Source organism: uncultured Anaerovibrio sp., assembly GCA_902786545.1.
In the GTDB taxonomy this organism is placed as follows: Bacteria; Bacillota; Negativicutes; order Selenomonadales; family Selenomonadaceae; genus Anaerovibrio.
The window spans coordinates 21531-27866 of record CADACU010000032.1 but is presented as its reverse complement, the minus strand read 5'-3'; the positions used below and the strand labels follow the sequence as shown (position 1 = coordinate 27866).

Below are 6336 nucleotides of genomic sequence, written 5' to 3'. Positions count from 1 at the left end.
CGCCTGGAACAATCAACCGGCCATTTATAATCGCTTTCATTTTATCACCTATGTAATCATTCATATTATGCTATAATACTACCATAATATGACAATATACAGGAGGATTTTCTATGAAGGGATCTGAAATTCTTTCCCATGTGGACCATACCCTGCTAAAGCCTACGGCTACCTGGGAACAGATACAGTCGTTATGTCAGGAGGCCATCGACTATAACACGGCCTCTATTTGCATACCGGCCAGTTATGTAGCTCCGGTCCATAAAAAATATGGAGAAAAAATCAACATTTGTACTGTAATCGGTTTTCCACTGGGCTACGACAGCAAGGAAGCAAAAATCAAAGCCGCAGAACAGAGTATTTTGGATGGCGCAAAAGAAGTTGATATGGTCATCAATATTACAGACGCCAAGAATGGTGCTTTCGAAAAAATCACCAAGGAAATTTCAGCCATAAAAAAAGCGGTGGGAAATAATGTGTTAAAGGTAATCATTGAAACCTGCTACTTGACCGAACAGGAAAAAATCCAGCTATGTCGCTGCGTGACCGACGCCAAGGCGGATTTTATCAAAACATCCACCGGATTCGGGCCCGGGGGAGCTACCCACGAAGACATAAAATTGTTTCGTGACAACATCGGACCTGCAGTAAAAATAAAAGCTGCCGGTGGCATCCGTACCATTGAGGATATGAAACAGTACATCAACGAGGGCTGTGCCCGCATCGGAGCCAGTGCCGCCGTAGGACTTTTAAAGGACAGGCTGGAAGAAGATGTATAGTTGATGAGGAAAGCCATCTCCTATGGAGCGTAGCACTTGGATGAGGTTTTAACTGAAGGTAACGGCTTTATGTATTAAGACTTCCTAAAATAACACAAAAAAAGTGCCTTACGGCACTTTTTTTAATCTAAGGTTGGATGAGCCTTTACATACTCCACAGGACGGCTCCAGTCCACATGAACATCGGTGTTTTCCCACAAGCGGGTAAGCACTGTCTGGAAGCTTTCCACATCCGCCAGTGGGTCAATTTCCTTTTCCACAAAATCCAACAGTGAATCCTGGGGAATATTTATTTTATGCTTCTCTGAGAGAAATTTTTCTGCATCAGCCACTGCCTTCTCATCAGACAAAAACACCTTTACGGTTTTTGCCTCAGTATCATATTCTACCCAGCCAATGGCCCCCCGGCAGCTAACTGCCACACTGTATATTTTATCCATGCTCTAACTCCTTATATCAGATATTTGCTAAAAATAATATCACATTTTTCCGGCAAATTCATTTAATTAGCCAAAATTTTATTGCGATTATTCTTTAGTTTAGTTTGGAACCCGGCGTATAAACGGCCACCTTCTTGAAATAGCGGTCATTTATTTCCATGACCTCCTGCGCCGGCATACGATAAAATTTCACCCGGCCAGCCTGCAGTGGTACTGGCAAATCCGACGGACGAGAAATCTCCAGCCAACGGTATGGAGCTGGATTACCGTCTTCATCCTCATCATGATACAAAGTATCCTCCGGGCCCGGTTCTTCCGAACCATCACAGGCCGGAAAGTTCAGCTTAATCTGTTCAATAAACATCAGGCAGGTATCCTCAGACATATCCAAGGTCCCCTCCTTGGTTTCATCATCACCATTATAGGCCGCAATGAATATGGCCTTGCCCCAAATAATCTGGTCGCTGTCAGCCCCGGGAAACCGGCGGTTGGGCTTCATTCCCAGCGTGGCAGCCAAATCATTCACCAATATAAACAGGGAAATTCCCGGCTGAATTTGAAAAAATTCCACGGCGCCATAGTTACCCTCCAAGGTATCCTTGATTGCTTCATCATGGGCTCCATGGGCCGCCGGAAGTCGGATAATAGACGGGTCTTTTCCCGGTTCCACCAATATAGCACGCATAAGCTGCTCGTTACTCATCTATTTTACATCCTTCCCTGACAAAAAATTACCACTCATTCTTTAATCTTACGCAGTAAAGTATACTTTTGTCAAGTCTTGTTATTAGCCTACCACTGTGGTATCATACACCTAAAGAGGGATACTCTTATATGTCTGTCCTTTCATCGTCTAACCGACTCTTATTTATAAGGGAATCTGATTTTGTGCAGCAGATGCTGGATCGTCTCCGAACGAATAGCAGAAACTGTTACTTAGGATACCCACCTGAACATACAGGTTAAGCCTGGCGGACATAGGCATATACAGATCTCGCTTTAGAGGAGTTGCTACTGCAGTAGCAACTCCTTGTTTGGTTTATATGGCAAATCTTACTCATCAGCGGCCATTTTTCGCACAGCCTCTATCATCTGAGCCGTATTTTCCTCCATGGAAAGCTCCGGAAAAAAGGCCCGCACAGCATATATCTGCTCCTCCTGGTTGTTGGCCACCACCACACTGACCCGCTCCCCCAAAATCCGCTTGGCTTGATGCATTACCAGGCGCAAATGCTCTGAATCAGTAAGCAAAATATATTTGTTAGCAATATCACTATGGGCCGCATTGACAATCTCCTCCACCGACGGACCAGACTCATCACTGCCATCGATTATAACCATTGCCCCGGCATCCTGCAGCTTTTGTCCCCACTCCTCCGTGCTGGCCACTGTCAGCAAAGCCAGCGGCATCATGCAGGACTGCTGCACCATAGCCATAGCGTGTGGCTCCGCCATAATATTTATATGAATTTCCCCCACATGCCCCCAGGCTACGGCCCGTTCCAACACCGTCCCCGGATGCTCGGAATGAACATGAATGAAAATGGCTTTAAAGCGGCGCTCCACCACCACAAAATTGCCGATTTCCTGCAACTCTTTTTCAATCAGGGGCACCGACAGCTTCGGATTGGCCACCATAAAGGTAACACAATATGGTCTGGCAATATCATTTAACGGACTGACAATGCCCTTGGCCTCATATATTTTGCTCCCCAAATCCAGTGGCGGTAAGGAAAAATTCCCCTGCAGTCCCTTCAGACATCCCTCTAAAAAAACCTGTAATATTTTTTCACCGCAGTCCATATCCCGGGCAAAGGACTCTGTCCCGGCCTGAATAGCGGCGTTAAGCACTTCGCTGATATGCTTTCCGGCTCTTACCGCATCATAAGCTCCCTTGGCCACCACCTTGGAAGCCACAATTATCGGCCGGTTTTTTTCCTCCGGCACTGCTTTTTGGGCATACAAAATACCGTATTGGAATGCTTTGCCAAATTCCTGGGATGTGGCGTTATATTTTCCAATCAATCCCTTGGCCAGCCCCCGCAATATCTGGGATACAATTACCCCGGCATTGCCTCTTGCCCCTAAAACCGAGGCATCAGCTACCCGGCGGGAAAGACCACCAATGCTTTCGTTTACCGCCTCCGAAAGGGGAATAACGGCTGCACCCATAGTCCGCAAAACATCTGAGCCAGGTTTTCCCGAATAAAAGAATCGGCTGTTTTCCTTTACGGCATTTATATTTTCGAACTCATTTAAAAATTCACTGTAGGCACCCAGTACCATTCGTTTGTAATCGCTACCGGTTATCACTTCGTTTGCATCAGCCATATAAAAAATACTCCTCCATGGTGATTTTTGAAACGCTTTATGGAATAATTTACCTTATCACAAAGGAAAATATTGAACAACGGCATCATAATCGTTACAATATTATAGTGTAGATTTTTAAAAATAAAAAAGGATTCTATTGTCTTATTCGAGAAATAATTGAATTAACCTTTTAATTTTTTATAAATAAGGAGAATTCCATGAAAAATTCCCTAAAAGAAACCGAAAATAGCAAGACAACTGAAAAAAACACCTCAAAAAACAGCAAAGCCTCTGCCAAGACAGCCAAGACCACCAAAGCAGAGGAACAGGCTGTTAAACCGGAAGCACCGGCAGCCAAGCCAGCCAGACGGGGGCGCCCACCCAAGAGTGCCACTGCGTCCAAAAAGGCAGAATCAGCCAAGGAACCTAAAGAGCGCAAGGAACGCAAGGAGCGAATTTTCGCCCTTGATATCGGAACTCGCAGTGTCATAGGTATTGTGGCTGAAAAAGAAGCTGACGGACTGAAAATTGTGGCAACAGAGCGGCAGGAACATAAAACCAGAGCTATGCTGGACGGACAGATTCACGATGTACCTCAGGTAGCCGCCATTATCGACTCCGTGAAGAAAGAACTGATAAAAAAGACCGGTACCATAAAAAGTGCAGCAGTAGCCGCAGCCGGCCGGGCATTATATACCATGACAGCGGAAGCAGATATGGAAATAAACGGCATTATCACCCCGGAGCAAGAGCGGGCTCTGGACTTTGCCGGCGTACAGGCGGCCCAATCCAAACTGGCTACATCAAAAACTATAGATGACCCTACCAAATATTATTGCGTAGGTTATAGCACCATTAAATACAATTTGGACGGCACCCAGCTGAAAACTCTGGTGGGACAGCGAGGGCGGATAGCCACTGCCACAGTTATAGCCACCTTCCTGCCACGGCAGGTTATTGACTCCATGCATTCCGCTCTGCAGGCCAGCAAGCTGGATATGCGGGCTCTCACCTTGGAGCCAATCGCGGCCATCAATGTGCTGATTCCCCCAACCATGCGACACCTCAATCTGGTGTTGGTGGATATTGGTGCCGGTACCTCTGATGTGGCTATTACCAAAAACGGATCAGTTATCGCCTATGGTATGGTTCCACAGGCCGGTGATGAAATCACCGAAGCCATTTCCCAACGGTTCTTACTGGACTTTAATGTAGCCGAACAACTAAAGCGGGATGCCGCGGAAGGCAAATCCGCCAAATTCACTGATATTTTAGGGGTCGAATACGAACTGTCCGCCAAAGAAATTCTTGACCCGATAATGGCCAATGTCCAAAATCTGGCTGAGGCCATTGCCGATCAGATTGTTGAACTGAACGGCAGTGAACCACCACAGGCGGTTATATTGGTTGGTGGCGGTTCTTTGACACCAAATCTGGCCAAATTTGTCGGAGACATTTTAGGTCTGCCGGCAGGCCGTGTAGCAGTACGACATCCGGAAAAAATTGATGGCGTGCTGGACATTCCGGAAGAATTACAAAAACCGGATGCTGTTACTCCGTTGGGTATTTTAAAAATTGCTGCCCAGAATTCCCTCCATTTCCTGCGTATTTTCGTTAATAATGTCGAATACAGTCTGTTCAATTTCCGAGAGCTTACCGTGTCTGATGCCCTGTTAAATGCCGGAATTCAGCTGAAAAAGATGAATGGTCGACCAGGACTGGGTGCTATGCTGACCATTAACGGTGAAAACAAATTCATTCCCGGTACCATGGGCACTCTGGCTCAGCTAAAGGTGGACGACAGACCGGCAACCCTGGACACAGTTATTCAGGAAGACAGCCATATTGAAATCATCCCTGGCGAGGATGGTGCTCAGCCGGAGATTACCATTCGGGATATTCTGGATATCCCACCATCCTATATGGTATATGTAAACGGAGAAGAAAAGCTGATTGATGCTCAGTTTACCATTAACGGTCAGGCTGCCCAGCCGGGCCAGCTCCTAAAAGACGGTGATATCATCGTCAGCAAGGACACCCGGTTGTTGGGAGATGTACTGAACACCCTTAATTTACCGCCTATGGGACGCAAGGTAAAATATACGGTAAATGGTAAAGAGTCCCAATATACTATTACACCGGAAATAATGCTCAACGATAACCCGGCTACCCTGTCCACTGAGGTTCACGAAAAGGATTATATTGAATATATTCCGGCCGAGGAGCCAAATTTGGGTACTGTGCTGAATGTTTCCGAGCTGGATGCAACCTTGACCATATATTACAAGGGAGAAGAGCACAAAATACCATCTGCCACTGTATCATTGGAAGTAAATGGCCATCCGGCCAGCACGGGGACCATCATCGATGATGGGGCAGAGATACGATATATGAAATCTCTACGGGCAGTTACCACGGTCAGTGATGCGTTGCTGGCAGTGGGTTTTGAGCCACCAGCCGCATCATCCCGGGTGTCCTTTGAAATTTTAGTAAACAAACAGCCGGTGAACTTCACTGACCCAATAAAAAACGGCGATGAGCTGGATGTTATTATCACCAAAAATGACCCATCGGCTGCTATGGCAGCTGGCGAGCAGCCAGACAAACCGGCCACGGACAATAATGGCATGCCTATCTCTCCAACCGCAGCTGCCTTTTCGTCCCCACCAATGACTGCAGCTGCTATAAAGGACCAAATAAAGCTGGCGGACAAGATAAACAGCATTCCCGGCCTAAGTGCTGCCTTGAACAGCAATAAAAACAGTACTAAAAGTCCGTTTCTTGATAAATAAGGGTTGATGTCG

Annotated in this window: 5 protein-coding genes; 2 read left to right on the top strand and 3 right to left on the bottom strand. The window is 46.4% G+C overall.

What is annotated here, in order from left to right:
- Positions 1–113 precede the first annotated feature (113 nt).
- Positions 114–779 carry a deoxyribose-phosphate aldolase gene (gene deoC, locus QZV24_RS07305; protein WP_294522217.1) on the top strand — a complete coding sequence of 222 codons (666 nt, stop codon included), beginning with the start codon at positions 114–116 and terminating at the stop codon, positions 777–779.
- A 122-nt stretch (positions 780–901) separates the two neighbouring features.
- On the opposite strand, the gene QZV24_RS07300 is transcribed toward deoC, so the two are convergent.
- From QZV24_RS07300 to QZV24_RS07290, 3 genes are all read right to left on the bottom strand, one after another.
- Positions 902–1219, bottom strand: coding sequence for a hypothetical protein (locus tag QZV24_RS07300; RefSeq protein WP_294522214.1), 318 nt, complete (start codon positions 1217–1219; stop codon positions 902–904).
- Positions 1220–1313: 94 nt separating this feature from the next.
- A complete protein-coding gene (locus QZV24_RS07295; protein ID WP_290656072.1) occupies positions 1314–1922 on the bottom strand; it encodes a hypothetical protein in 609 nt (202 codons plus the stop codon).
- 350 nt (positions 1923–2272) lie between these two features.
- Positions 2273–3550 (bottom strand): DAK2 domain-containing protein, encoded by a 1278-nt coding sequence (locus QZV24_RS07290; protein ID WP_294522205.1) that lies wholly within the window; start codon positions 3548–3550, stop codon positions 2273–2275.
- Between the two features lie 200 nt (positions 3551–3750).
- Here QZV24_RS07290 and QZV24_RS07285 point away from each other — a divergent pair, with 200 nt between their 5' ends.
- Positions 3751–6324, top strand: coding sequence for a cell division FtsA domain-containing protein (locus QZV24_RS07285; RefSeq protein ID WP_294522203.1), 2574 nt, complete (start codon positions 3751–3753; stop codon positions 6322–6324).
- Positions 6325–6336 lie beyond the last annotated feature (12 nt).

Bases quoted from the DNA above. Each gene is read 5' to 3' on its own strand.
- deoC (WP_294522217.1), top strand. From the start codon at position 114: ATGAAGGGATCTGAAATTCTTTCCCATGTGGACCATACCCTGCTAAAG.
- QZV24_RS07300 (WP_294522214.1), bottom strand. From the start codon at position 1,219: ATGGATAAAATATACAGTGTGGCAGTTAGCTGCCGGGGGGCCATTGGC.
- QZV24_RS07295 (WP_290656072.1), bottom strand. From the start codon at position 1,922: ATGAGTAACGAGCAGCTTATGCGTGCTATATTGGTGGAACCGGGAAAA.
- QZV24_RS07290 (WP_294522205.1), bottom strand. From the start codon at position 3,550: ATGGCTGATGCAAACGAAGTGATAACCGGTAGCGATTACAAACGAATG.
- QZV24_RS07285 (WP_294522203.1), top strand. From the start codon at position 3,751: ATGAAAAATTCCCTAAAAGAAACCGAAAATAGCAAGACAACTGAAAAA.